This is a genomic window from Amycolatopsis sp. NBC_00438, from assembly GCF_036026695.1.
In the GTDB taxonomy this organism is placed as follows: Bacteria; Actinomycetota; Actinomycetes; order Mycobacteriales; family Pseudonocardiaceae; genus Amycolatopsis.
In genome coordinates this window covers 10,363,289-10,386,885 of sequence record NZ_CP107923.1, presented here as the reverse complement: position 1 = coordinate 10,386,885, position 23,597 = coordinate 10,363,289, and the positions used below count along the sequence as shown (strand labels likewise).

Sequence of the window (23,597 nt, the reverse complement as noted above, 5' to 3'; positions counted from 1 at the left end):
TGACCCGCCTTACCGGGTCAGGGCCGGCCGCGGGCTACATGTTGATCATGTGCCCCGCGAGGCCGTGCAGGGCTTCCTTCACCGCTTCACCCAGCGTCGGGTGCGCGTGGACGTTCCGGGAGACCTCGTGCACCGTCAGATCCCACTGCTGCGCCAACGTCAGCTCCGGAAGCAGCTCCGTGACGTCCGGCCCGATGAGGTGGCCGCCGATCAGCTCGCCGTACTTCGCGTCGCTGATCAGCTTGACGAACCCGCCCGCGTCGCCAAGGCCCTGGGCCTTGCCGTTCGCGGTGAAGGGAAACTTCGCCACCTTCACGTCGTAGCCCTTGTCGCGGGCCTGTTCTTCCGTCCAGCCGAAGCTCGCGATCTGCGGCTGGCAGTACGTCGCGCGCGGGATCATCGGGAAGTCGAGTTCCATCGTCTCCGCGCCCGCGATCGTCTCCGCCGCCACGACACCCATCGACTCGGACGCGTGCGCGAGCATCAGCTTCGCCGTCACGTCGCCGATCGCGAAGATGTGGTCGACGTTCGTGCGGCCCCGGCCGTCGATGGCGATGGCGCCGCGCTCGGTCAGGGCGACACCCGTCTTCTCCAGGCCGTAACCCTCGACCCGCGGCTGGAACCCGATCGCCTGCAGGACCTTGTCCGCTTCCAGGACCTGCTTGCCGTCCTTCTCCGACGACACGGTCACGTGCACCGACGCGTCCGACTCGTCGATCGACTCGACGCGGGTCGACGTCAGCACCTTGATGCCGAGCTTGCGGTAACGCTTGGCGAGCTCCGCCGAGACCTCGGCGTCCTCCAGCGGGACCATCCGGTCGAGGAACTCGACGATCGTGACGTCGACCCCGTAGTTGTGCAGCACGTAGGCGAACTCGACGCCGATCGCGCCGGCCCCGGCGATGATGATGCTCGACGGCAGCTCACTGGCGAGGATCTGCTCTTCGTACGTCACGACCCGCGAGCTGCGCGAGGTGCCCGGCAGCAGCTTCGTCGTCGCGCCCGTCGCGATGACGCAGTGGTCGAAGGCCACCCGCGAGCCGTTCACCTCGAGGGTGTGGTCATCGACGAACGTGCCGTGCCCGTCGAACTCGGTGATCTTGTTCTTCTTCATCAGGAAGTGCACGCCCTTGACGCGCCCGTCGGCGACCTTGCGGCTGCGCTCGTAGGCGGCCGTGTAGTCGACGCGGATCGGGCTGTCGGACGAGATGCCGAACGCCTTCGCCTCCTGCGTCACCACGTGCGCCAGTTCGGCGTTGCGCAGCAGCGCCTTCGACGGGATGCACCCGACGTTCAGGCAGACCCCGCCCCAGTACTTCTCCTCGACCACGGCGGCGCTCAGACCCAGCTGGGACGCGCGGATCGCCGCGACGTAGCCACCTACCCCGGCCCCCAGCACGACGACATCGAAGTGTTGTGCACTCATGCACCCGAAACTACCCTCCCGCGCCCCTCGCGGCGGGGTGACCCGGGCCTCAGGCGGCGACCGGCGGGCGCTCGCCCCGGAGCGTCACGAGCAGGTCCGTCACGGCCGCCATGATGCGCGCCGTCGCTTCTTCGAGCACCTCGCGGGTCAGCTCGCGGCCGGCGAGGTCCGAGAGGTCGACCGGCGGGCCGGCGACCAGGTCGACGGTCTTGCGCGGCAGGCCGCGGGGGAACCACGCGGTAGCGGGCAGCAGCCGGTGCGTGCCCCAGTTGGCCACCGGGATCACCGGCGCGCCGGTCTCGAGGGCGATCCGGGCGACGCCGGTCTTGCCGCGCATCGGCCAGCCGGCGGGGTCCTTCGAGAACGTCGCCTCCGGGAAGATCGCGACGCACTCGCCGGCCTTCACGGACGCGACCGCGTCGCGGAAGGCCTCCGACGCCGTGGCGGCGCCGCGGTAGACCGGGATGTGCCGCCCGGAGCGCATCACCGAACGCACGACCGGGAGGTTCCAGAGGGAGGCTTTCGCCAGGTACCGCGGCACCCGGCCGGCGGCGAGGCAGAACGCGGTGAGCGTGGTCGGGTCGGCGAACGACAGGTGGTTGGACGCCACCAGCACCCCGCCGGTCTTCGGGATGTTCCGAGAGCCCCGCACCCGGAACCGGGTGGACTGGACGAGGAACTGCCAGACCACCTCGATCGCGAAGCTGTACCAGGCGCCCCGGCCGGCGCGGGCGAAGCGCCGGCCGTAGGCGATCATCTGGCGTCGGGTGAGCAGCTCACCCTCGAGGTCGAGGGCGGTCCAGCGGTCGGTCATGAAGGTAATTCGTAGCCGACGACCGGCCGGATCGCCCCGGTCACCCCCGGAACGCGGCGCAGATCACAGCCGCTCGAGCACCACCACGGGGATCTCGCGGTCGGTCTTCTTGGCGTACTCGTTGTAGTCCGGCCAGACGGCGGCGAGCTTCTCCCACAGCTTCGCGCGCTCCTCGCCGGACGACGTGCGGGCGCGGGCCTGGTACTTGTCGGCCTTCACCTGGACGCCGACCTCGGGGTGTTCGAGGAGGTTGAAGTACCAGCCGGGGTGGTTCGGCGCGCCGCCCTTGGAAGCGACGATCACGGCGTTGCCGTCGACCTCCTGGTAGATCAGGGCGAACTTGCGCTCCTGGCCGGTCTTGCGGCCGGTGGTGGTCAGCACCAGCGCCGGGACGCCGTCCCGCCACTCGTGGCCGACCTCGCCGTCGGTCTCCTCGTAGCGGCGGACGTGCTCGTCACCGAACAGCATGGGGCCTTCCTCTCATGATCGACGATCTTCAGGGCGTGACGAACTCACCACGTCCTGGTCTCCCTTGGTGGCAACACACGACCGGCCCTCGATCTTCCGCACCCCCGTTTCACACGATCGGGGTAACTTTTGGCGGCCACCGGCGCCGTGACCACCACCCGGACCACCTGGGCGAACCGGAGCGGGCTTACCCTCTCCGTTCCCGCACTCCTCCCCAGTAGATTGCGTTCCCGTCGCCTCCGGGCCGGCACCACGCGGCCGGCACCCCACGGCCGGCGAGCAAGGTATGCGGGCCGCACGCCCGAGACCGATCTTGGAGGATCCATGAAGGCCCGGCCGCACGTGACGCTCGAAGACGTGGCACGCAGCGCGAACGTCTCGCTCGCGACGGCGTCGCGGGTGCTCAACGGCACCGCGTCCGTCCGCGCCGACCTGCGGGAGCGGGTCTCCGCGGCCGCGGCCGAGCTGGCCTACGCCCCGAACGCCCACGCGCAGGCCCTCGCCGGGGGCACGCACCGGACGGTCGGCGTGATCTGCCACGACGTCGGCGACCCCTACTTCGCCGCCATCGCGAGCGGGGTGATGCGGGTGGCCACGGACAACGGGCTGCTGGTGATGCTGGCCGGCACGTTCCGCGACCCGGACCGCGAGGTCGCCTACGTCTCGACGCTGCGAGCGCAGCGGGCCGCGGCCATCCTGCTGATCGGCTCGGCGTTCGAGGACCGGGCGTGGGAGCGCGCGATGGCCGCGGAGCTGGAGCCCTACCGCCGGGGCGGCGGCCAGGTCGCGGCGGTCAGCCGCCACCGCGGGCTCAAGATCGACACCGTGCAGCCGGACAACAAGGGCGGCGCCGCCGAGCTGGCGAAGTCGCTCGCCGGCCTCGGGCACAAGAGGTTCGCCGTGCTCGCCGGGCCCCGACGGCTGAGCACGGTCGTCGACCGCCTCGCCGGCTTCACCGACGGGCTCGCCGCGCACGGCATAGACCTGCGCGAAGACGACGTCGTCGAAGCCGCGTTCACCCGCGACGGCGGTTACGAGGCGACCAAGCAGCTGCTCGCCACCCGCAAGCGCAAGCTGCCCACCTGCATCTTCGCCGTCACGGACGTGATGGCGATCGGCGCGATGACGGCGTTGCGCGAGGCCGGCTTGGCCGTACCCGGCGACATCTCGCTCGCCGGCTTCGACGACATCCCGGTGGTCCGCGACCTCGCCCCGGCGCTCACGACCGTCCGGCTGCCACTGGAGCAGCTGGGCGAGCGGGCAATGGACCTCGCGATCAAGGGCGGCAGCGCAAGCCGCCCTCGAACGATCCGGCTGGCCGGCGAGGTAGTCCTGCGCGAGAGCACCGGACGACCCAAGCGCTGACCGACAGGTCTTGCCGAGCCACCGAAGCCGAGCAGCGAGAAACACCGCACCCTGGGCGATCACCGGGCAGGGGCGCCGAGACGCACCGCACGAACGCGCCGCGCCCTCAAGCCCCGACCAGGCAGGCCACCGCACCGCACCGCACTGCACCGCACGAACGCGCCGCGCCCCCGAGCGCCGACCGGGCAGGGCGCCGAGACGCTACAAGGAAGCACCGCGCCCCGAGCCCCGACCTGGCGGGCCGCCGAACCGCACCGCACGAACGCGCCGCTCCCCCGAGCCCCGACCAGGCAGGCCACCGAAGCCACACGGCGCGATTGCACCGCGTCCCCGAGTTCTGCCCGAGAGGCCGCCGAAACCGGACAACGCGAAAGCACCACGCCCCAACCTCCGACCCGAGAGTCCGGCCGGGCCGCCGTAATCGCGCACCGAGAAGCACCGCGCGCACTCAGGCGCCGACCGAACGAGGCGATAGCACCGGCGAAGCCGGGCCGCGCGAAAGCACCACACGCTCCGAGCGCCCGACGGACGGGCCGGCCGAGCCGCCGAATTCGTCCAGCGAGAAACCCGCCACGCGCCCGCAAACCGCGCGCGACTGGGGCGGCCGGACCGGCGAAGTCGCACTGCAGGAGACCGCCACGCACCCCGGGCACCGACCGGACGGGGCCTTGTCGTGCCCCGGCGCAGGCCCTACCGTAGTCGGCGAGAAAGCGCTTTCTGACTACTCCGGAGGTCCCCGTGCTCGTGCTCCCCACCCCCGGCGGCGAGCTCACGACGTGGTCGCCGGGCGGGCCGCGGCCGCCCGAGCCGCCGTCGGCACCTCCTGCCTCTCGGATCGCCTACGCCGCCGCGCACGTCGTGGCGGACGCGCTGGCCGACGAGCCCTACCGCGTGGACTGGGACACGACGCTGGCCTTCCGGGAGCACCTCTGGGCCTGCGGGCTCGGCGTCGCCGACGCGATGGACACCGCGCAGCGCGGCATGGGCCTGGACTGGTCAACCACCCGCGAACTGGTCACGCGCACCGGCGCGGCCGCGGGCGGGCGGCCCTGGGTCGCCGGCGTCGGCACGGACCAGCTGGCCGCCGGCCCGGCCACCGTCGCGTCCATTGTGGACGCCTGGCGTGAGCAGCTCGACCTGGTCGGCGGGGCGGGCGCGGTGCCGGTCGTGATGGCCAGCCGGGCGCTCGCCGCGGCGGCGTCCGGGCCGGACGACTACCATGCGGCGTACGGCAAGCTGCTGTCCGAGGCGAGCGGGCCGGTCTTGCTGCACTGGCTGGGCGAGCAGTTCGACCCGGCGCTGGCCGGTTACTGGGGCCACGACGACGTCCGGGACGCGGCCCGGGAACTGGGCGCGCTCTGCGCCGAGTACGCCGGGACCGTGGCCGGGGTGAAGGTCTCGGTGCTCGACGCCGCCGTCGAGACGGAGTTCCGCCGGGCGCTGCCGGCCGGCGTCCGGTGCTACACCGGCGACGACTTCCACTACCCCGACCTCATCGCGGGCGACGAGCACGGGCACAGCGAAGCCCTGCTCGGGATCTTCGACCCGATCGCGCCGGTCGCCGGGGCCGCGCTCGCCCGTCTCGACGACGGCGACGCCGCCGGGTTCCGCGCGCTGCTGGACCCGACCGTGCCGCTGGGCCGCGAGATCTTCCGCGCGCCGACCCGGCACTACAAGACCGGCGTCGTCTTCCTCGCCTACCTCAACGGCCACCAGGAGCACTTCCGGATGATCGCCGGCCAGGAGTCGGCGCGCACGATCACGCACCTCGCCACGCTGCTGCGCCTCGCCGACGACGCCGGGGTGCTGGCCGATCCCGACCTGGCCGTGGCCCGGATGCGGCCGCTGCTGCTGGCCGCCGGGGTGGCGTGATGGACGAGCGGCTCAGCCTCAACCAGATCACCACCAAGGCCTGGTCGCTGCCCGAAGCCGTCGCCGGGTGCGCGGAAGCGGGCGTCGGCTGGATCGGGCTGTGGCGCGACAAGGTCGCGGAGACCGGCGTCGACGAAGCCGCGCGCCTGCTCAAGGAGCACGGCATCCGGGTCTCTTCCCTGTGCCGCGGCGGGTTCTTCACCGGCGTGACGCCCGAAGGCTCCCCTGTGGACGGTGTGGCGCGGACGCGGGAGGCGATCGACGAAGCCGCCGCGCTGGGCGCCGGCGTCCTCGTGCTCGTGGTCGGCGGGGTCGCGGGCAACGACCTCAAGGCGTCCCGGCAGCGGGTCGCGGACGCCGTCGGCGAGCTGGCCCCCTACGCCGGGGAACGCGGGGTGCGCCTCGGCCTGGAACCGTTGCACCCGATGCAGTGCGCGGACCGATCCGTGCTGTCCACAGTGGACCAGGCGCTGGCGATCGCGGTCGAGCACCCGGCCGAGCAGGTCGGCATCATCGTGGACGAGTTCCACGTCTGGTGGGACCCGCGGATCGAGGAGTCGATCGCCGCGGCCGCCGGCCGGATCGCCGGGTTCCACGTCTGCGACGTCCTCGTGCCGCTGCCCGACCCGCTGCTGGGCCGCGCGCTGCCGGGCGACGGCCCGATCGACCACCGGCACCTGCGCGCCCGCGTCGAGGCCGCGGGTTACACCGGCCCGATCGAGGTCGAGGTCTTCAACGCCGGCCTGTGGGCCCGGCCGGGCGCGGAGGTGCTCGCCGAGACCATCGCGGCGTTCGAGCGGCACGTGGCCCGAGGGTCCGGCCGCCGGTAGCCTGGGACCGTCAGGCGAACGGGGGTCGCAGGATGACGGACCAGCAGAGCGACGACGGCGCGGTCCGGAGCGTGCTGCGCACCTTCGACCTGCTCGCGCTGTTCACCGAACGCCACCGCACGTGGGCCGTCAAGGACCTCACCGCGGCGAGCGGCCTGGCCAAGACCACCGTGCTGCGGCTGGTCGCCACCTGCGAGCAGCGCGGCCTGCTCTGGACGCGCCCGGACGGCCGGGTCACCGTCGGCCCGGGCCTGCTGCGCTGGGCCACGCTGGCGAACACCGCGTGGCAGCTGCCCGAACCGGTCCGCCAGGTGCTGCGCGAGCTGGCGCTGGAGTGCGGCGAGACGGCCGGGCTCTACGTCCGCAGCACGACGGTGCTCGTCTGCGTCGCCCAGCAGGAGGGCCCGCAGGGCATCCGGCACGTGGGCCGGGTGGGCGACGAGCTGCCGCTGACGTGCGGCGCGGCGGGCCTCGTGCTCGACGCCGCCGCGGCCGGGAACGCCGAGACCAGCCACGGCGAGCCGGAGGCCGGCGCGTCGAGCGTCGCCGCGCCGGTGCACGACGGCGACGGGCGGGTGCTCGCCGCGCTCGCGATCACCGGGCCGACCACGCGGTTCACCGGACCGCGGGCCGCCGGGTTCGGCGCGTCGGTGACGGCGGCCGCGCGGCGGATCTCCCGGATCGGCTTCGGCACCCGTCCCGACCAGCCCTGACGTGGAACTGAGGCCGTCCGGTTAGGCTTCCGGCATGCCGAACCTGCTGGTGGTGGAAGACGACGCGGCGATCGGCAGCGTGCTCGAATCCACCCTGCGACTCCACGGCTACCAGGTGTCCTGGCGGCGCGACGGCCGCACCGCGCTGAAGGCGGCCGGCGACGGCGAGTTCGACCTCGTCCTGCTCGACCTCGGCCTGCCCGACCTGGACGGCGTCGAGGTCTGCCGCCGGCTGCGGGCCGCGCTGCCCGCCACGGTGCTCGTCATCCTCACCGCCCGGCAGGAGGAGATGGACGTCGTCGTCGGCCTCGACGCCGGGGCCGACGACTACCTCACCAAGCCGATCCGGCTGGGCGAGCTGCTGGCCCGGGTGCGGGCGCACCTGCGCCGCGGCGCCCCGGCCACCGCCCGGCCGCCGGTGACCGTCGGCGGCCTCACCGTCGACGTCGCGGGCCGCCGCGCGAGCGTCAACGGGAACGAGGTCGTGCTGCGCGCGAAGGAGTTCGACCTGCTGGCCCGGCTGGCCGAGCAGCCCGGCGTCGCGGTCAGCCGCGAGACGCTGATGGCCGAGGTCTGGGACGCGCACTGGTACGGCTCGACCAAGACGCTGGACGTGCACATCGCGGCCGTGCGCCGCAAGCTCGCCGCGGCCGCCGGAGCCGGGGCGGCCGTCCCGCTGATCGCCACCCTGCGCGGGCACGGGTACCGCCTGGAGGATCCCGCGCGGACCGGGGCGCAGCGGTAGCCGTGCGCCGCCGGATCATCGCCCTGACCGTGCTGGCCGCGCTGGTGGCGACCGTCCTGTTCGCGCTCCCGCTGGGCGTGGCCGTGATGCAGTACTACCGCGACGACACGACGTCGGACCTGGAGCGCGCCGCCGACACCGCCGCGCTGGCCGTCGCCCACGAGCTGAACGCCGGGCTGGCGCCGGTCGTCCCACCGTTGGAGGGGGACGAGGCCGAAGGCGCGGTCGGCGTCTACTCCCCGGACGGGCGGCTGCTCGCCGGGCAGGGGCCGGCCGTCGGCGGCTCGATCGAGCTCCAGGCGGCGAAGGCCACCGAGGACGTCGTCACCGGCCGGCAAGGCGGCAAAGTGGTGCTGGCCGTCCCGGTGGTCAACGGGTCGCGCACGATCGGCGTCGTCCGCGCCGCGCTGCCGGTGTCCGACCTCTACCTGCGGGTCGGGCTGACCTGGCTCGCCATGGCCGCGCTGGCGGTGGTGGCGATCGGGGCGAGCTGGCTGACGGCCCGGCGGTCGACGTCGCGGCTGGTCCGGCCGCTGGAGGAGCTGGCCGCCGTGGCCGAGCGGCTCGGCGACGGCGACTTCACCGCCCGCGGCCCGCGCGCCGGGATCGCGGAGATCGACCAGGTCGGCGAGGCGCTCGACGCCACCGCGACCCGCATCGGCGAGACGCTGGAGCGCGAGCGCGCGTTCTCCGCGGAGGCGTCCCACCAGCTGCGGACGCCGTTGACCGGGCTGCGGCTGCAGCTCGAAGCCGCGCTGGAGACACCGGAGAGCGACCCGTACGCGGCGATCCGCGCCGGGATCGCGTCCGCCGACCGGCTGGAACGCACCATCGAAGACCTCCTGGCGCTCGGCCGGGAACGCCGGGCGCCGCGGGCCGAGCTCGCCCTCGACGTCCTGCTCGACGAGGTCCGGCAGGCCGGGGAGGCGCTGCTCGCGCCACACGGGCGGAAGCTGCGGATCGTCCGGGAGGACCCGCCGCCGGCCCGCGCGGCCGCCGCCGCGGTCCGGCAGGTGCTCGGTGTGCTGCTGGACAACGCCGTGACGCACGGGCGCGGCACGGTCACCGTGGTGGCCCGCGACGCCGGGGACGCGCTGGCCATCGACGTCGCCGACGAAGGCCCGGACCTCGGCGAGACGGACCCGTTCGCGAGCGCGCCGAGCGGCCACGGCATCGGCCTGCGCCTGGCCCGCAGCCTCGCCGAAGCCGAGGGCGGCCGGCTGCGCCTGCACCTGCCGTCCCCGCCGACGTTCACCCTGCTCCTGCCCGCGTCCAGCCCACCGTGACCGCGTGCACCCGATGGAATGATTCGCCACGAATCACGTGTCTTGTGCAATGAATCACCTGTGATTCATCTTTACGCGCAATGTTCTCCTGTTTTGCGCTTCCGCGACGGCGGATACGGTCGTCGGCATGACTCTGCGAGCCGCGACGGTGCGGCGGAAACCGGTGGCCGACCTGATCGCCGAAGGTGATCATGGCACGTTGAAGCGGTCGCTCGGCCTCGGCCAGCTCACCACGCTGAGCATCGGCGCGACGCTGGGCAGCGGGATCTTCGTCGTGCTGGGCGAAGCCGTCCCGGTGGCCGGCCCGTCGGTCGTGCTGTCGTTCGTGCTCGCCGGGATCACCGCGCTCTTCTCCGCCCTGTCCTACGCCGAGCTCGCCGGCATGATCCCGCTGTCCGGTTCGTCCTACTCCTACACCTACGCCACGCTCGGCGAACTCGTCGCCTGGGTCTGCGGCTGGTGCCTGATCCTCGAGTACGGCGTCTCGGTGGCGTCGGTCGCCGTCGGCTGGGGCCAGTACCTCAACGAACTGCTGCGGCTGGTCTTCGGGTTCGCCATCCCGGACGCGCTCAGCCAGCCGCCCGGCTCGGGCGGGATCGTCAACGTGCCGGCCATCGTCGTCGTGCTGCTCGCGATGGTGCTGCTGCTGTCGGGCGCGAAGGAAAGCGCCCGGGCCAACACGATCATGGTCGCGGTCAAGATCGCCACCCTGGTGCTGTTCTGCGTCATCGCGTTCACCGCCGTGCAGGCGAAGAACTTCTCGCCGTTCCTGCCGCTCGGGCTGGCCGGGATGAGCGCCGGTGGCGCGAAGCTGTTCTTCTCCTACATCGGCTTCGACGCCGCGTCAACGGCCGGCGAGGAGGCGAAGAACCCGCAGCGCGACCTGCCGCGGGCGATCCTGCTCTCGCTCGGCATCGTCACGGTGCTGTACTGCCTGGTCGCGGTGGCCGCCGTCGGCGCGCTGCCGTGGCAGCAGTTCGACGGCCAGGAAGCCGCGCTCTCGCACGTGCTTTCGGCGGTGTCGGACAACAAAGTGTGGGCGGCGCTGCTGGCCGTCGGCGCGATCGTGGCGATCTCCAGCGTCGTGCTGACCGTCCTCTACGGGCAGACGCGCATCCTGTTCGCGATGTCCCGCGACGGCCTCGTCCCGAAGTCGCTGTCCACAGTGGACGCCAAGACCGGCGCGCCGCGGATCAACACGCTGGTCGTCTCCGGCTTCGTGGCCGTGCTCGCCGCGTTCATCCCGCTGGGCAAGCTGGCCGACGCCACCAGCATCGGCACGCTCTTCGCGTTCGGCCTGGTCAACGTCGCCGTCCTGCTGCTGCGACGGCGGCAGCCGGACACGCCGCGCGCGTTCCGCGTGCCGTTCTCGCCGGTCACGCCGCTGCTCGGCGTGCTGTGCTGCGGGTACATGATGTTCAGCCTCGACGGCGCCACCTGGGTCGTCTTCGGCGCCTGGATGCTGCTGGGCCTGGTGATCTACTTCGGTTACGGCATCCGGAAGTCGCGGCTGTCATGAGGGTCGCCGTCCACCAGGGCCCGTTCGCCGAGCTGCCCGGCGCCGTCGCGGCGTCCGGCGCCGACCTCGTCGTCGCGGCCGAGATGATCACCACCGGCTACCACATCGGCGCGCGCACCCGCGAACTCGCCGAGCCGGCCGACGGGCCGACCGCGGCCCGGATGTCCGCGCTGGCCCGGGAAACCGGCGTCGCGCTGGCGTACGGCTACCCGGAATCCGCCGGCGAGGACGTCTTCAACAGCGTCCAGCTGATCGACAGCACCGGACGGCGGCTCGCAAACTACCGCAAGACACACCTCTTCGGCGAGATCGACAAGAACTGGTTCGCGCCGGGCGAAGAAGCGGTGGTGCAGGCCGACCTCGACGGCGTCCGGATCGGGCTGCTGATCTGCTACGACGTCGAGTTCCCGGAAATGGTCCGGGCGCACGCGCTGGCCGGCACCGAGCTGCTGGTCGTGCCCACCGCGCTGATGAGCCCGTACGAGCTGGTCGCCGACACGCTGGTGCCCGCGCGGGCCTACGAAAGCCAGCTGTTCCTCGCCTACGCCAACCGCTGCGACGCCGAGCGGGAGCTGACCTACTGCGGCCGGTCCTGCGTCGTCGCGCCGACCGGCGAAGTGCTGGCCCGCGCGGGCGCCGGACCCGGGCTGATCCACGCCGACGTCACCCGGGACGCGCTCGCCGCGTCCCGGCTGGAGAACACCCACCTGGCCGACCGACGGCCCGAACTGTACCGGGGAACCACCGCATGACCTCCGCTGTCCCGACCGCGATCCACCACGACGAGCCGGCGGGTCGCCCGATCACGATGTTCGGCCCCGACTTCCCGTTCGCCTACGACGACTACCTCGCCCACCCGGCCGGGCTGGGCTCGGTGCCGCCCGAGCGGCACGGCACCGACGTCGCCGTGATCGGCGGCGGCCTCTCCGGCATCGTCACGGCGTACGAGCTGATGAAGCTCGGCCTGCGCCCGGTCGTCTACGAGATCGCCGAAATCGGCGGCCGGCTGCGCACCGTGCGCTTCCCGGGCTGCCCGGACGACGTCGTCGCGGAGATGGGCGCGATGCGCTTCCCGCCCGCGTCGACCGCGCTCTTCCACTACATCGACAAGGTCGGCCTGGAAACGACGCCGTTCCCGAACCCCCTCGCGCCGGAGACGCCGAGCACCGTCGTCGACCTCAAGGGCCAGAGCCATTACGCGCGGACGCCGGCCGACCTGCCCGCGGTGTTCGGCGAGGTCGCCGCCGCGTGGGACCGGACCCTGGCCGAGCACGCGTCGTTCGCCGAGATGCAGACGGCGATCCGCGACCGCGACGCGAAGACGATCAAGCGGCTGTGGAACGAGCTCGTGCCGAAGCTGGACAACCAGACGTTCTACGGTTTCCTCTGCGACTCGCCCGCGTTCGCGTCCTTCCGCAACCGCGAGATCTTCGGCCAGGTCGGCTTCGGCACCGGCGGCTGGGACACCGACTTCCCGAACTCCATCCTGGAGATCCTCCGAGTGGTCTATACCGGTGCCGACGACGAGCACCGCAGCATCGCCGGCGGCAGCCAGCAGCTGCCCCAGCGGCTGTGGGAGCACGCGCCGGCCGAAATGGCGTTCTGGCCCGCCGGGACGAGCCTCAGCACGCTGCACGGCGGGCGGCCGCACCCCGGCGTCACGCGGCTGCACCGCACGGCGCCGAACAACATCACGGTGACCGACGCCGAGGGCCACATCCGGACGTTCCCCGCGGCCGTGTTCACCGCGCAGAGCTGGATGCTGCTGTCGAAGATCGAATGCGACGAAGCGCTGTTCCCGATCGACCACTGGACGGCGATCGAGCGGACGCACTACATGGAGTCGTCGAAGGTGTTCGTGCCGGTGGACCGGCCGTTCTGGCTGGACCCCGATCCGGTGACCGGCCGTGACACGATGAGCATGACGCTCACCGACCGGATGCCGCGCGGCACCTACCTGCTCGGCGACGACCCGGACTCCCCCGCCGTGATCTGCCTGTCCTACACGTGGGCCGACGACTCGCTGAAGTGGCTGCCCCTGACCGTCGGCGAGCGCGTCGAGGTGATGCTGCAGTCGCTGCGGGAGATCTACCCGGGCGTCGACGTCCGGCGGCACCTCATCGGCGACCCGGTCACCGTGTCGTGGGAGGCCGAACCGCACTTCATGGGCGCGTTCAAGGCCAACCTGCCCGGCCACTACCGCTACCAGCACCGGCTGTTCACGCACTTCGTGCAGGACTCGCTCCCGGCGCGCTACCGCGGCCTGTTCCTCGCGGGCGACGACGTCTCGTGGACGGCGGGCTGGGCCGAAGGCGCGGTGCAGACGGCGCTCAACGCGGTCTGGGGCGTGCTGCACCACCTGGGCGGCGAGACGCATCCCGCGAACCCCGGCCCGGGTGACGGATTCGCCGACATCGCGCCCATCGCGTTGCCGGACTAGGCATGCCCCGATCGTGGTCCCCCGTCCGGCGGCACGGCGGACTGACCTGCCTGGCGCAAGGCGACATGCGACGATAGGACGCATGAACACCGAGCCGGCGCCGCGATGGCGAAGACTGGAACCGGACGAACGGAAGGAACAGATCTTCGCTTGCGCGGCGCGGCTGTTCGGTGACCGTCCCTACTCGGAAGTGTCCACTTCGGACATCGCGGCCGCGGCGGGCGTGGCGCGCGGGCTGATCAACCACTACTTCGGCACCAAGCGCGAGCTGTACCTGGAAATCATCCGCCGGGCGCTGACCGTGCCGCGGCTGGCCATCGAGATCCTGCCCGAAGGGCCGCTCGAACTGCGGGCCGACGTCGCGATCGACTGGTTCCTCGACATGGTCACCAGCCAGGAGCGGATGTGGCTGGCCGCGATCGCCCCCGAAGGCATCGGCCGGGACCTCGAAGTGGAGCGCATTCTCGAAGAAGCCGACCGGGAATCGGCCGATCGGGTGCTCGAAGCCGTCGGACTGTCCAGCCAGAGCGAACACGGGCCCGAGCTGAACGCGCTCGTGCGCGCGTTCGGCGGAATGGTGAAGTCGGCCGGGCGGGAATGGCTCGTGCGCGGTTCGCTGACCCGCGAGCAGGTGCACCTGCTGCTGTCGAAATCGCTGGTCACGCTGGTCGGCGAGATCTTCCCGGCCATCCAGCAGGTGCCGCCGGCGCCGCGGCAGGGCGACCGGTAACCGCTGACGGACAGACCGAAGCCCCCGGCGCCACGAGGGGGAGGAGGGCGCCGGGGGCTTCGGGTCGATGGACGGACCACCGACGCACGCTCACGGTACGCCGGGGCACTGTCAAGTCGCTGTCAACCCGTGGAGCCCTGGTCACGCAGCTCTTCGAGCCGGTGGGCGAGCCCGTCGAGGCAGCGTTGGACGGCGTAGTCGTAGAGCTGCGCGTAGTAGTTCGCCGCGAGGTCGGGGTCGCCCATCAGGTCGTGCATCGCCGACCCGAGCTCGGCCATGCCGGGCAGGTCGGTGCGCTCCCGGTAGGTCGCGTAGGTCTCGGTGTTGTCGATCCGCAGCGCCAGCGCGCCCTCGCGGTCGTCCTCCATGGCGACGAACTGGCAGGCCGTCATCAACATCAGGTTGTAGGCGAGCACGCTCTCGCTGCCGAAACCGGCGGTCAGCAGCACGCCGACCCCGGCGTCGATGCTGAGGGTGGCCGCGTCGACCGACGGGCCGAACAGCGCGAGCCGGCGCGCGCAGCCCGGGTAGGTCCGCAGCACCGAGCGCAGCCCGGCGAGCAGGTCGGTGAACCACTGCTGCCACGGCAGCTGCGGATCCGGCAGCACCAGCAGGCCGACGACCCGGTCGACGACGGCGTTGACCACCGCGTCCCGGTCGCCGACGTGGTGGTAGATCACCGCCGGGTAGGCGTCGACGGCGCGGGCAAGCTGCCGCAGCGTCCAGTTGTCGAGACCGACGTCGGCGGTCAGCCGCGTGGCCGCGTCGACGACCTTTTCGGCCGTGATCGCCGGCAGTCCGGCTGCGGCCCGCGACCGGGGACGCTCTCCGGTGCCCGAGGATGAGGTCGGCATGGGGCGTTACGGTAACCGCACGGACCGGCCCGGTGCCAGCGACGCAAGTCTGGGGCAAGATCGGGGCATGGCACGCGCACAGGCCAACGGTCTCGAGCTCGAGTACGACACCTTCGGCGATCCGGCGGCTCCGCCCCTGGTCCTGGTGATGGGCCTGGGTGCCCAGATGATCACCTGGGAAGACGCTTTCTGCGAACTCCTCGCGAACCGCGGGTTTTTCGTGGTGCGCTACGACAACCGGGACGTCGGGCTCTCGACGTACTTCGACCAGCTGCCGCCGCCGGACCTGGGCGCGCTCTTCGCCGGTGATCCCTCGACGGCGCCGTACCTGCTGGCCGACCTGGCCGACGACGCCGTCGGGCTGTTCGACGCGCTCGGCATCGCGCGAGCCCACGTCGTCGGCGCGTCGATGGGCGGGATGATCGTGCAGCAGCTGGCGATCGACCACCCGGACCGGCTGCTGAGCGTCACGTCGATCATGTCGACCACCGGCGATCCGGCGGTCGGGCAGGCCGAGCCGTGGGCGCTGGCGGTACTGACGCGGCCGCCGGCCACGACCCGCGAGCAGGCCCTCTCCGACAGCGTCGAGGGCTACCGGCGGCTCGGCTCCCCCGGGTACCCGGACGACGAGGCGTTCCTGCTGGCCAAGGCGACGATGCAGTTCGACCGCGCCCGCCACCCGGAGGGCACCCTGCGCCACGCGGCGGCGGTGATGGCGTCGGGCGACCGGACGTCCGGGCTGCGTTCTGTCGAGCTGCCGGCGCTGGTCATCCACGGCGACGCCGACCCGCTGATCGACGTGAGCGGCGGCAAGGCGACGGCGGAGGCGATCCCGGGCGCGGAGCTGGTGGTCATCCCGGGCATGGGCCACAACCTGCCGCGCGCGGTCTGGCCGGAGGTCGCCGACGCGATCGTGCGCGTGACGGGTCAATAAGGCGTCAAGAACGGGTGGCCGGGGCGTAGGGAACGCGTCCTGAGCCCGGTCGTCGGCCACCGGCGGCGGTGCACTGACGGCATGACAGGTGGTTTCGGGTTCCCGTTCGGGTGCGTGGCCGCGGTGGCGGCCGTGATCGCGGCGCACCTGGCCGGGCCGAGTCCGTGGTTCGCGCTGGTCACGCTGGGTCTGGTGGTGCTGGCGACGGCCCGCTGGACGACGTTCCCGGCCGCCCTCGGCGTGCTCGTGGTCGCCTGGGCGCTGGACGCGGGTTTCGTCCTGAGCCACTTCGGGGCTTTGGTCTTCGACGCGGCTTCGGCCCGGTCGGCCCTGGTCCTGGCCGGCTCTCTCGCCCTGGGCCTGCTCACGGCCCGGCGCACCCGGATGCTGGTGCGGATCCCGGTACCCCGCCGCCCGGAGGCCGTGGCCGAGCACCGGCCCTCCCGCGCCCCCGCGATGTGAAATCCACGTGAGGAGTTCGCACTTTCATAGAGAAAGTGCGAACTCGGCGGGTGGGCGAATGGTCAGGTTGCGAAGTCCCAGCGGGTGGCGCCGTGCGGTTCGGCGGAGGCCACGCCGATGGCCCGGTGCAGGGCGAGCCGGTACAGGTGCCAAGGCGGGGCTCCCGCGCTGGGCGCGCTGTACGGCGCGGTGAGGGTGGCGCCTTCCGCCGTGGCGGGCCAGCCGCCCTCGCGGTAGACCACCGCCACACGCTCGACGGTGGCGGAGTCGGTCACGCGGCCGGCCTCGCCTTCCAGGATGAGGTCCATGCCGCGCAGGCGCACCGCAACGGTGCACGCCGGGTTCTCCGCCAGGTTCCGCGCCCGGCGGGTGCCCGGCCCGGCCTTGAAGTACAGGGCGTCCTCGACCCACACGGCGCCGACGCCGGCGGAGTGCGGCCGCCCGTCGGGGCGCACGGTCGACACGAAAAAGGTCAGGTCCGCGGTCGGGGTGTCGGCGACGAGGATGTCGCGGGCCCGGCTCCACTCCAGCGGCGCGGACCCGTACCGGTCGAGGTTCTTGGTGTTCGTCGGCTCGGTCATGACTACGCGTCGAACGGCGTCACGCCGGATCGACACCGGCGGCCGAAAAGATGCCGGCGAGGGTCCGGGCGCCGCCGGGATCGTCGTCCGACGTCGCCGGGACGATCGCCAGTTCGTCGACGCCCGCCGCGGCGAAGTCGGCGATCTTCCGCGTGATGTCGTCGCGCGAGCCGAGCAGGCCGACCGCCGCGATCGCCTCGACCGGCACCGCCGCGAGCAGCTCACGCGGGTGCGGGCGGGTCCGCGCGAACTCGACCAGGTCGCCGAAGCCCTCCGCGCGGAACATGTCCGCGTAACCCGGCGCGGCGAGGTACCCCACGACCCCGCGGCGAAGCTGCTCGATCGCGGCCTCCGACGGATCCACCGCGCCGACCACCCACGCGGCCACCGGCGGCGGCGTGGTCCCCGCGCGCTCGCACGCCGAGCGCAGGCCTTGCACCAGCGACGCCGCGGCCGCCGGGCTGACCAGGTTGATCACCATCCGGTCGGCGTGCCGCGCCGCGACGTCCAGCGCGCGCGGGCCGAACGCCGCGATCGTCAACGGCGACTTCGGCGCGGGCAGCCGCAGCCGGTAGCCCCGGGAGCCGACGATCTTCCCGTCCACAGTGGACTTGTCGCCGTCGAGGAGCTGCCGGACGGCCACCGCGGACTCTTCGAGGGCCGTCGCCGCGTGGTCGCGGGAGCGGCCGTGCCAGCCGCGCACCACGACGTCGCTGGACGTCCCGAGCGCGACGCGGGTCTCGCGGCCGGTCAGGGTCGCGACCGACGCGACGCCCATCGCGATCGTCGCCGGGTCCCGCACCGTCACGGCGAGCGGGCCGAAGGTCAGCGCAAGGGAGGTACCGGCGCCGATCGCGATGCCGAGGGCGAACGCGTCCCACGTCGCCATCTCGCCGATCCAGATTTCGGCGTACCCGGCGGCCTCCGCCGCGCGTGCGGTCTCCAGGGCCTCCACCGGCGGGCGGTCCTGCCAGAGCCCCAGTGACACCGAAAGCCTCATGCCGCACGCTCCACGAGTACCGCCGTTCCCGATCCCGCGGCTCCACTGACCGCCGTGACACCGTAGCGCCCGCCGCGTCGGGTCAGCTCGTCGACGCAGCCGGCCAGCAGGATCGCCCCGGTGGCCCCGAAAGCGTGGCCCATCGCGATCGTGCCGCCATTGACGTTGAAGACGTCGTTCCCGAAACCGAGGTCGCGCCGGATCTTCATGCACAGCGCGGCGAACGCCTCGGCGAACTCGACGACGTCCACTTCGGACGGACGCACGCCGTGCCGCTCCAGCAGCCGCGAGACGGCCAGCTGCCCGGACAGCAGCATCCGGATCGGGTCGCTGCCCGCGGTCACCGCACCCAGGACGTTCGCTCGCGGCGCGAGCCCCAGCCGCGACGCGGCCGCGGGTGAAGCCAGCAGGACCAGCCCGGCGGCGTCGGCCAGCGAGGGCGACGTCCCGCGCGTGTGCAGCCCGCCGAACGACGACGGCAGCTCGGCCAGGGCTTCGGCGGACGTCGCGGGCCGGACGTGCTCGTCGTGCGCCAGCCCGGCGACCGGGACGAGCGACGCGTCGTACCGGCCGTCTTTCCAGGCCGCCGCGGCGAGCTGCTGCGTCCGCAGGCCGTAGGCGTCGAGTTCGTCGCGGCTGAAGCCTTCGTCGGCCGCCACCAGGTCGGCCGCGATACCCATGTTGCCCGCGCCGAACCGTTCTTCGGTCCACAGTGGACCTCCGTCGGTGAACATCGGGACCCGCGAGACGGACTCGACCCCGCCCGCCACCACGACTTCCGCCTCGCCCGCGCGGATCAGCGCGGCGCCCAGAGCGACGGCGTCGAGCCCGGACGAGCAGAACCGGTTGACCGTCATCCCGGCTACCGACACCGGCCAGTCCGCCGCCAGCACCGCCGTGCGCGCCAGGTTCGCGCCCTGCTCGCCGGTCTGGGACGCGCAGCCCAGGATCACCTGGCCGACGACCGAGGGATCGAGACCGCGCGCGACCAGGGCGTCCAGAAGCGTGGTGACCAGTTCCAGCGGCGGCACCGAAGCCAGGCCGCCGCGTGGGGACGCCTTGCCGCGCGGTGTCCGCACGGTCAGCAGCACCGAAGCCGTCATCGGGTCACGATGGTCGTGACGACCGTGGTGAACGACCCGCCGACGTTGAGCGTCAACGCCGTCCGCGCGCCGTCGACCTGGGTCTCGCCCGCGGTTCCGGTCACCTGGCGCGCCGCGTCGTGCAGCATCCGGACGCCGGTGGCGCCGACCGGGTGGCCGAGCCCGAGCAGGCCGCCGCTCGGGTTGATCCCGGCCGTGTCGAGGCCGCCGTCGGCGATGAACCGGCCGCCGCCGCCCGGCGGGGCGACGCCGAGGTGCTCCAGCGCGACGAGCCCGGTGATCGTGAAGCAGTCGTGCAGTTCGACGACGTCGAGCGCGTCCGGGCCGGGCACGTCCGCGCGCCGGTAGGCGTCGACGACGGCGCCGCGCAGCTGCGGGAACAGGTACTCGCCGCCGGTGGCGAGCTTCTCGGTGAGCCCGATGTGCGCCGTGCGGTGGCCGAACCCGGCGATGCGCGGGAAGTCGCCGCCCAGGCGCTGGGCGAACGCCGGGGAGGCCAGCAGGACCGCCGCGGCGCCGTCGGTGATCCGGCCGCAGTCCTGCTTGCGCAAGCTGCCTTCGATGACCGGGTTCAGCTCGTCGTCCGGCCCGAACGCGCCGGCCGGGAACTGCCAGTCGCGGGCCTGGGCGAGCGAATTCTTCGCCGCACGGGCGAAAGCGTGTTCGGCGAACTGCCCGAGGTGCGCCGAGTCGAGGCCGTAGCGTGCGTCGTACGCGGTGGCGACGTCGGCGAACAGCGCGGGCCACGGGAACTTCGCGTTGACGGCTTCGTGCCCGGCCCACGCGGCGGACCCGAGGTACTCGGCCGCGCGCTGCCCGTCGGTGTTGCGCATCAGCTCGACGCCGACGACCAGCGCGAGGTCGTACCGGCCGGATTCGAGGTCCGCGCAGGCGGCGAGCACCGCCGTGCTGCCGGACGCGCACGCGGCTTCGTGCCGGGTGCTGGGCACGCCGTCCAGCTCCGGGACGGCCGCCACCAGCAGGCCGCCGAGCTGGGCCTGCCCGGTGAACAGCTCCGCGGCGAGGTTGCCGACGTGCGCGACACCGACGTCCGCCGCCGACACCCCCGCGTCCGCGAGAGCCGCGGGCACGACTTCGGCGAACATCTCGAGGATCCCGCGCCCCTCCTTCGCGAAGTTGCGCGCGAAGTCGGTCTGCGCCCCGCCCAGCACGAACACCGTCATGGCCTCACTCCAGACTCTCCCGCAGCTGCCGTTTCAGGATCTTCCCCACCGGGTTGCGGGGCAAGGCGTCCGCGTACTCCAGGCGTTCCGGCAGCTTGAACGCGGCGACCTTCCGCTCGCGCAGGTAGGCCACCAGGTCCTCGAGCGACGGCTTGCGCTCCCCCGGCACGACGACCGCGCAGACGCGTTCGCCCATCACCTCGTCGGGCACGCCGACCACGCCGACGTCGGCGACGTCCGGGTGCCCGGCCAGCAGGCCCTCGACCTCGGCGGGCGAGATGTTCATCCCGCCCCGGATGACCAGGTCCTTCGCACGGTCGACGTAGCGCAGGAACTCGCCGCGTTCACCGGCGATCTCGAAGACGTCACCGGTGCGGAAGTGCCCGTCGTCGTCGAAGGCCGACGTGTCGAGCGGTTCCCCCATCGACGTCAGGTAGCCAGCAAACACCGTCGGCCCGGCGATGTGCAGCACGCCGGGGCGCCCGGGTCCGGTCACGTGCGCACCGGTCACCGGGTCGTGCAGCCGCACCGACGTCCGGCCGGCGACCGGAGTCGACCAGGTGACGTCGGAGGCGTAGTTCGGGAAGAAGCTCGCGCGCTGGTCCGGGTCCGGCAGGTCGATCGGGCCGGACAGCAGCGCGGTGCCCTCGTTGGAGCCGAAGAAGTTGATGATGTCGATCCCGTACCGCTCGGCCCAGGTGCGGACCAGCCACGGCGAGAGCGGCGCCGAACCGGAACCGATCTTCCGCAGGGCGGAGATGTCCACTCCGGACAGGATCTTCTCGTTGTGCAGCAAAATGGTCAGCAACGCGGGCGGCGCGAGCGTGTACGTGACGCGCTCGGCCGCGAGCTGCCCCAGGAACACGGGCAGGTCGAACGGGTGGTGCGGCACGAACACCGCGCCGGTCTGCAGCCACGGCAGGAACATCCCGCCGATGCCGGCCATGTTCGTCATCGGGAACGGCGACAGCAGGACGTCGTCGCTCGTGAGGCCGGCGGCCTGCGCGCAGCCGCCCGCGGTGGCGAGCCAGTCGCCGTGACAGCGCGGGACCGCCTTGGGCTCGGCTTCGGTACCGGACGTCCAGCAGATCGTCACGCAGTCGTTCACGTCGGTGTCCAGGGTGGACAGATATTCGTCCACAGCGGACTTGTCCGCTGTGGACAGTGGTTCCTCGGGCCAGGCCAGCGCGCCGGCCGGTTCGTCGTCCCCCCCGGGCGACGACGAACCGGACCGACGGCGCCGCAACGCCCAGCCCAAGGGCCGCCCCGGCGAGCTCGTGCTCGCCGTATCTGGATGCGGTGATCACCCCGACGGCCCCGGTGCGCCGGCACATCGGGCCCATCTCGTGCTCCCGGTAGGACACCGGGAACGGGGTGACGATCGCGCCGATCCGCACGATCGCGAGGAACGCCTGGACCAGGGCCGAGCAGTTCGGCAGCTGCACGGCCACGACGTCTCCTGCTCGCACCCCTCTGGCGAGCAGGAACGCGGCCAGGACGTCGACACGTTCGTCGAGCCGGTTCCAGGTCCACCGCACCGGGTCGCGTCCGACCAGTGCGGTGGTGTTCGGTGGATCGACCAGCGCGAGACCCTCCGGGTCGGCACTGACCCGCTCCTTCACGAGCCGGTCGATCGTCTCCGCGCTCCACCATCCCCGTGCCCGGAGATCCCGGGCACGACCCTCTCGATGGCACCTCATGCGCGGAGGCTGTCCAGCTGGTCCGCCCGGACCCACGTCGCGTGGAATCCGAGTGGCACCCGCTGGGGAAGCAGGACCCTGGCCACGGGTCCGGCAGCGAGATCGGCGGCGTCGAAGATGTCCAGTTCGGAGCGTCCCTCACGCTCGTCCTGCACGAACGTCACCAGATAACCGTCCGCCGAATCGACGGATGCGCCATCGCGGGGTGCGAAGGGCGCCTCACTGCCCCACCGACCGGGACCGAACCGGTATTCGGTCTTGGAGCCGGCAAGATTGTCATAGCGCACGAGCCCGTCGAACTTCAGCGTCGACTCGGGCGAGATGTGCACCGTGTAGGAGTACCGGTTCCGCGCGCCGACACCCCGGGCGTCGACGGTCGGGAACTCGGTGTTGGCGTCGTCGAGCGGCGTCTCGGAGCACGCGCCGGTCCGCATGTCGAACCGGTAGCGGTGCAGCTGGGCGTCGAGCCGCAGGTAGGAGAGCATCTTCGCCAGCGGCGTGTGCGCGTCGGCCCGGGGCTGCGGCTTGCTCACGCGGCAGACGTCGAGGACGACTTCGTCGCCTTCTTCCCAGGCGTTGACGACGTGGTAGATGTAGCACGGGCCGGCTTCGAACCAGCGGATCTGGCTACCTTCCCCGTAGCGTGGCATCACTCCGAACCGGCTCGGCATCGAGCGGTCGAAGTGCAGTTTGTGGCGGCCCTGCTTCGCGGCCTGGAGGTCCTGCACCAGCGGCAGGTCCATCAGCACCGCGTAGTGCTCGGTGATGGCCATGTCGTGCGGCAGCCGCGGGCCCGGCAGCTCGATCTCGGTGGTCTTGACGACCTGGCCGTCCGCGCTGATGACGCCGTAGCGCAGGTAGGGCGGGCGCGGGCCGTAGTCGAACCAGAACAGCTCGCCGGTGGCCTCGTCCACCTTGGGGTGGGCCATCATGTCGCCGACCAGCGTGCCGAGGAAGTCCTCGGCGCCCAGCGTCTCCAGGGAGAGCGGGTCGACGCCGTACGGCGAGCCGCACAGGTACCAGGTGGCGAGGATGCGGCCGCGGTGGAAGACGACGTCGGTGTTGGCGTTGTCCTTCAGCCCCAGGCCGTGGCCGTTGCCGAACGGGTTGCCCTTCGGGTTCTCCATGACGCCGGTCCAGAGGCCCTTGCCGGCCTCGGACTCGGCCTCGAAGGCCTTGGTGCGGACCCAGCGGTTGCGGTAGCGGGCCTTGCCGTTCTCCAGGTGGACGGCGTGGATCATGCCGTCGCCGTCGAACCAGTGGTAGCGGCCTTCCGGGGCGAACCGCGGGTTGGGGCCGTTGCGCAGGTAGACGCCGTTGAGGTCCTTCGGGATCTCGCCGATGACCTGCAGGTCTTCCGCGTCGATCTCGGTGCCGACCGGGGCGTAGACGCCCAGCAGGTAGGGGTTGGCCTCGTCGCCGTCCGCCGTCCGGGCCACCATCAGCGGCTGTTCGGAGGTGCTGGTCATCGGGCTTCTCCCTGGCTGTCGGGCTCACCGCGCTGGCTGATGAGGACGAGACTATGATTTGTGTAGCCAGGTGTCAATAGGCTTCTTTTCCTGTAGCCAGGT

General features: G+C 72.3%; 22 protein-coding genes and 1 pseudogene. 12 read left to right on the top strand and 11 right to left on the bottom strand.

Going from position 1 to position 23,597, the window contains the following annotated elements:
• Positions 1-34: 34 nt before the first annotated feature.
• From lpdA to OG494_RS48135, 3 genes are all read right to left on the bottom strand, one after another.
• On the bottom strand, positions 35-1,426 hold the full coding sequence (gene lpdA, locus OG494_RS48145; protein WP_328450561.1) for a dihydrolipoyl dehydrogenase: 1,392 nt from the start codon (positions 1,424-1,426) through the stop codon (positions 35-37).
• A gap of 49 nt (positions 1,427-1,475) precedes the next feature.
• On the bottom strand, positions 1,476-2,240 hold the full coding sequence (locus OG494_RS48140) for a lysophospholipid acyltransferase family protein (RefSeq protein WP_328450559.1): 765 nt from the start codon (positions 2,238-2,240) through the stop codon (positions 1,476-1,478).
• Positions 2,241-2,303: 63 nt separating this feature from the next.
• Positions 2,304-2,708, bottom strand: coding sequence for a nitroreductase family deazaflavin-dependent oxidoreductase (locus OG494_RS48135; RefSeq protein WP_328450557.1), 405 nt, complete (start codon positions 2,706-2,708; stop codon positions 2,304-2,306).
• A 324-nt stretch (positions 2,709-3,032) separates the two neighbouring features.
• On the opposite strand from OG494_RS48135, the gene OG494_RS48130 reads away from it, so the two are divergent.
• From OG494_RS48130 to OG494_RS48085, 10 genes are all read left to right on the top strand, one after another.
• On the top strand, positions 3,033-4,073 hold the full coding sequence (locus OG494_RS48130) for a LacI family DNA-binding transcriptional regulator (protein ID WP_328450556.1): 1,041 nt from the start codon (positions 3,033-3,035) through the stop codon (positions 4,071-4,073).
• A gap of 738 nt (positions 4,074-4,811) precedes the next feature.
• A complete protein-coding gene (locus OG494_RS48125) occupies positions 4,812-5,945 on the top strand; it encodes a dihydrodipicolinate synthase family protein (protein WP_328450555.1) in 1,134 nt (377 codons plus the stop codon).
• Positions 5,945-6,775 (top strand): sugar phosphate isomerase/epimerase family protein, encoded by an 831-nt coding sequence (locus OG494_RS48120; RefSeq protein ID WP_328450553.1) that lies wholly within the window; start codon positions 5,945-5,947, stop codon positions 6,773-6,775. Before OG494_RS48125 ends, OG494_RS48120 begins: the two co-directional genes overlap by 1 nt.
• A 32-nt stretch (positions 6,776-6,807) precedes the next feature.
• Positions 6,808-7,488: an IclR family transcriptional regulator gene (locus OG494_RS48115; RefSeq protein ID WP_328450551.1), complete on the top strand. Its 681-nt coding sequence runs from the start codon at positions 6,808-6,810 to the stop codon at positions 7,486-7,488.
• Between the two features lie 34 nt (positions 7,489-7,522).
• On the top strand, positions 7,523-8,233 hold the full coding sequence (locus tag OG494_RS48110; protein ID WP_328450549.1) for a response regulator transcription factor: 711 nt from the start codon (positions 7,523-7,525) through the stop codon (positions 8,231-8,233).
• A gap of 2 nt (positions 8,234-8,235) precedes the next feature.
• Positions 8,236-9,519, top strand: coding sequence for a sensor histidine kinase (locus tag OG494_RS48105; RefSeq protein ID WP_328450547.1), 1,284 nt, complete (start codon positions 8,236-8,238; stop codon positions 9,517-9,519).
• 127 nt (positions 9,520-9,646) lie between these two features.
• Complete coding sequence (locus OG494_RS48100; protein ID WP_328450545.1) at positions 9,647-11,038, top strand: amino acid permease; 1,392 nt, start codon at positions 9,647-9,649, stop codon at positions 11,036-11,038.
• A complete protein-coding gene (locus tag OG494_RS48095; RefSeq protein ID WP_328450543.1) occupies positions 11,035-11,790 on the top strand; it encodes a carbon-nitrogen hydrolase family protein in 756 nt (251 codons plus the stop codon). Before OG494_RS48100 ends, OG494_RS48095 begins: the two co-directional genes overlap by 4 nt.
• Positions 11,787-13,478, top strand: coding sequence for a flavin monoamine oxidase family protein (locus tag OG494_RS48090; protein WP_328450541.1), 1,692 nt, complete (start codon positions 11,787-11,789; stop codon positions 13,476-13,478). Before OG494_RS48095 ends, OG494_RS48090 begins: the two co-directional genes overlap by 4 nt.
• Before the next feature lie 82 nt (positions 13,479-13,560).
• Positions 13,561-14,208, top strand: a complete 648-nt coding sequence (locus OG494_RS48085; RefSeq protein ID WP_328450539.1) for a TetR/AcrR family transcriptional regulator — start codon at positions 13,561-13,563, stop codon at positions 14,206-14,208.
• A 122-nt stretch (positions 14,209-14,330) separates the two neighbouring features.
• On the opposite strand, the gene OG494_RS48080 is transcribed toward OG494_RS48085, so the two are convergent.
• Positions 14,331-15,062, bottom strand: coding sequence for a TetR/AcrR family transcriptional regulator (locus tag OG494_RS48080; protein WP_328450537.1), 732 nt, complete (start codon positions 15,060-15,062; stop codon positions 14,331-14,333).
• Positions 15,063-15,129: 67 nt separating this feature from the next.
• Here OG494_RS48080 and OG494_RS48075 point away from each other — a divergent pair, with 67 nt between their 5' ends.
• Together OG494_RS48075 and OG494_RS48070 are read left to right on the top strand one after the other, a co-directional pair.
• Positions 15,130-15,996: an alpha/beta fold hydrolase gene (locus OG494_RS48075; RefSeq protein ID WP_328450535.1), complete on the top strand. Its 867-nt coding sequence runs from the start codon at positions 15,130-15,132 to the stop codon at positions 15,994-15,996.
• A gap of 81 nt (positions 15,997-16,077) precedes the next feature.
• Positions 16,078-16,458 (top strand): hypothetical protein, encoded by a 381-nt coding sequence (locus tag OG494_RS48070; protein WP_328450533.1) that lies wholly within the window; start codon positions 16,078-16,080, stop codon positions 16,456-16,458.
• A gap of 62 nt (positions 16,459-16,520) precedes the next feature.
• Here OG494_RS48070 and OG494_RS48065 read toward each other — a convergent pair whose 3' ends face one another.
• The 7 genes and pseudogenes from OG494_RS48065 to OG494_RS48035 all read right to left on the bottom strand — a co-directional run bounded on the left by OG494_RS48065 (position 16,521) and on the right by OG494_RS48035 (position 23,495).
• Entirely contained in the window at positions 16,521-17,039 is a 519-nt protein-coding gene (locus OG494_RS48065; protein WP_328450531.1) for a pyridoxamine 5'-phosphate oxidase family protein, read from the bottom strand.
• Positions 17,040-17,058: 19 nt separating this feature from the next.
• Entirely contained in the window at positions 17,059-18,039 is a 981-nt protein-coding gene (locus OG494_RS48060; RefSeq protein ID WP_328450529.1) for an LLM class F420-dependent oxidoreductase, read from the bottom strand.
• The gene (locus OG494_RS48055; protein ID WP_328450526.1) at positions 18,036-19,142 is read right to left on the bottom strand and encodes a thiolase family protein; all 1,107 of its coding nucleotides are present in this window, start codon (positions 19,140-19,142) and stop codon (positions 18,036-18,038) included. The genes OG494_RS48060 and OG494_RS48055 overlap by 4 nt, the downstream gene beginning before the upstream one ends.
• On the bottom strand, positions 19,139-20,326 hold the full coding sequence (locus OG494_RS48050) for an acetyl-CoA acetyltransferase (RefSeq protein ID WP_328450524.1): 1,188 nt from the start codon (positions 20,324-20,326) through the stop codon (positions 19,139-19,141). Before OG494_RS48050 ends, OG494_RS48055 begins: the two co-directional genes overlap by 4 nt.
• A 4-nt stretch (positions 20,327-20,330) precedes the next feature.
• Positions 20,331-21,584 carry an ANL family adenylate-forming protein gene (locus tag OG494_RS48045; protein ID WP_328450522.1) on the bottom strand — a complete coding sequence of 418 codons (1,254 nt, stop codon included), beginning with the start codon at positions 21,582-21,584 and terminating at the stop codon, positions 20,331-20,333.
• An 88-nt stretch (positions 21,585-21,672) separates the two neighbouring features.
• Positions 21,673-22,026: pseudogene (locus tag OG494_RS48040) on the bottom strand (AMP-binding protein); the annotation flags it as partial.
• Positions 22,023-23,495: a carotenoid oxygenase family protein gene (locus OG494_RS48035; protein ID WP_328450520.1), complete on the bottom strand. Its 1,473-nt coding sequence runs from the start codon at positions 23,493-23,495 to the stop codon at positions 22,023-22,025. The pseudogene OG494_RS48040 and the gene OG494_RS48035, both read right to left, overlap by 4 nt.
• Positions 23,496-23,597: the final 102 nt, after the last annotated feature.

Excerpts from the sequence above, each read along its gene's own strand:
- OG494_RS48090 (WP_328450541.1), top strand. The coding sequence starts at position 11,787 with ATGACCTCCGCTGTCCCGACCGCGATCCACCACGACGAGCCGGCGGGT.
- OG494_RS48100 (WP_328450545.1), top strand. The coding sequence starts at position 9,647 with ATGACTCTGCGAGCCGCGACGGTGCGGCGGAAACCGGTGGCCGACCTG.
- OG494_RS48085 (WP_328450539.1), top strand. The coding sequence starts at position 13,561 with ATGAACACCGAGCCGGCGCCGCGATGGCGAAGACTGGAACCGGACGAA.
- OG494_RS48080 (WP_328450537.1), bottom strand. The coding sequence starts at position 15,062 with ATGCCGACCTCATCCTCGGGCACCGGAGAGCGTCCCCGGTCGCGGGCC.
- OG494_RS48055 (WP_328450526.1), bottom strand. The coding sequence starts at position 19,142 with ATGACGGCTTCGGTGCTGCTGACCGTGCGGACACCGCGCGGCAAGGCG.
- OG494_RS48095 (WP_328450543.1), top strand. The coding sequence starts at position 11,035 with ATGAGGGTCGCCGTCCACCAGGGCCCGTTCGCCGAGCTGCCCGGCGCC.
- OG494_RS48120 (WP_328450553.1), top strand. The coding sequence starts at position 5,945 with ATGGACGAGCGGCTCAGCCTCAACCAGATCACCACCAAGGCCTGGTCG.
- OG494_RS48060 (WP_328450529.1), bottom strand. The coding sequence starts at position 18,039 with ATGAGGCTTTCGGTGTCACTGGGGCTCTGGCAGGACCGCCCGCCGGTG.
- OG494_RS48135 (WP_328450557.1), bottom strand. The coding sequence starts at position 2,708 with ATGCTGTTCGGTGACGAGCACGTCCGCCGCTACGAGGAGACCGACGGC.
- lpdA (WP_328450561.1), bottom strand. The coding sequence starts at position 1,426 with ATGAGTGCACAACACTTCGATGTCGTCGTGCTGGGGGCCGGGGTAGGT.
- OG494_RS48035 (WP_328450520.1), bottom strand. The coding sequence starts at position 23,495 with ATGACCAGCACCTCCGAACAGCCGCTGATGGTGGCCCGGACGGCGGAC.
- OG494_RS48115 (WP_328450551.1), top strand. The coding sequence starts at position 6,808 with ATGACGGACCAGCAGAGCGACGACGGCGCGGTCCGGAGCGTGCTGCGC.
- OG494_RS48070 (WP_328450533.1), top strand. The coding sequence starts at position 16,078 with ATGACAGGTGGTTTCGGGTTCCCGTTCGGGTGCGTGGCCGCGGTGGCG.
- OG494_RS48075 (WP_328450535.1), top strand. The coding sequence starts at position 15,130 with ATGGCACGCGCACAGGCCAACGGTCTCGAGCTCGAGTACGACACCTTC.
- OG494_RS48140 (WP_328450559.1), bottom strand. The coding sequence starts at position 2,240 with ATGACCGACCGCTGGACCGCCCTCGACCTCGAGGGTGAGCTGCTCACC.
- OG494_RS48130 (WP_328450556.1), top strand. The coding sequence starts at position 3,033 with ATGAAGGCCCGGCCGCACGTGACGCTCGAAGACGTGGCACGCAGCGCG.
- OG494_RS48050 (WP_328450524.1), bottom strand. The coding sequence starts at position 20,326 with ATGACGGTGTTCGTGCTGGGCGGGGCGCAGACCGACTTCGCGCGCAAC.
- OG494_RS48110 (WP_328450549.1), top strand. The coding sequence starts at position 7,523 with ATGCCGAACCTGCTGGTGGTGGAAGACGACGCGGCGATCGGCAGCGTG.
- OG494_RS48065 (WP_328450531.1), bottom strand. The coding sequence starts at position 17,039 with ATGACCGAGCCGACGAACACCAAGAACCTCGACCGGTACGGGTCCGCG.